Origin of the sequence: Methylobacter sp. BlB1, from assembly GCF_015476545.1 — a bacterium.
In the GTDB taxonomy this organism is placed as follows: Bacteria; Pseudomonadota; Gammaproteobacteria; order Methylococcales; family Methylomonadaceae; genus Methylobacter.
In genome coordinates this window covers 1-604 of sequence record NZ_JADMKV010000222.1, presented here as the reverse complement: position 1 = coordinate 604, position 604 = coordinate 1, and the positions used below count along the sequence as shown (strand labels likewise).

Annotated in this window: 1 protein-coding gene; it reads left to right on the top strand. The window is 67.5% G+C overall.

Going from position 1 to position 604, the window contains the following annotated elements; translation table 11 throughout:
• Positions 1-143: 143 nt before the first annotated feature.
• Positions 144-604 (top strand): phosphopantetheine-binding protein (locus IT781_RS22125; protein WP_370527084.1); only part of this gene is annotated, 461 nt, incomplete at its 3' end.

Sequence of the window (604 nt, the reverse complement as noted above, 5' to 3'; positions counted from 1 at the left end):
GCGACCTGGGCCGCTGGCTGGCCGACGGCAGCATCGAATTCCTCGGCCGCAACGACTTCCAGGTCAAGATCCGCGGCTTCCGCATCGAACTGGGCGAGATCGAGGCCCGGCTGGCCGGCCATCCGGCGGTCCGGGAAGCGGCCGTGCTGGCCCGCGAAGACGGCCCCGGCGGCAAGCGCCTGGTGGCCTACTATACGGGCGATGCCGAAGCGACCGTGGACAGCCTGCGTGCGCACCTGTCCGAGACACTGCCCGAATACATGGTGCCGGCCGCCTTCGTGCATCTGGCCGCGCTGCCTTTGACTGCCAACGGCAAGCTGGACCGCAAGGCCCTGCCGGCGCCGGAGGGCGATGCTTATGGTGCGCGTGAGTATGAGGCTCCGCAAGGCGAGACCGAACAAACCCTGGCGGCCATTTGGTCCGAGCTGCTCAAGATCGAGCAGGTTGGCCGCCACGATAATTTCTTCGAGCTGGGCGGACATTCCTTGCTGGCCGTGACCTTGATCGCGCGTATGCGCCAGGCCGGCCTGAACATTGATGTGCGGGCCCTGTTCAGTGCGCCAACGCTGGCCGGTCTGGCGGCGCTGGCCGACAACGGCAGCCA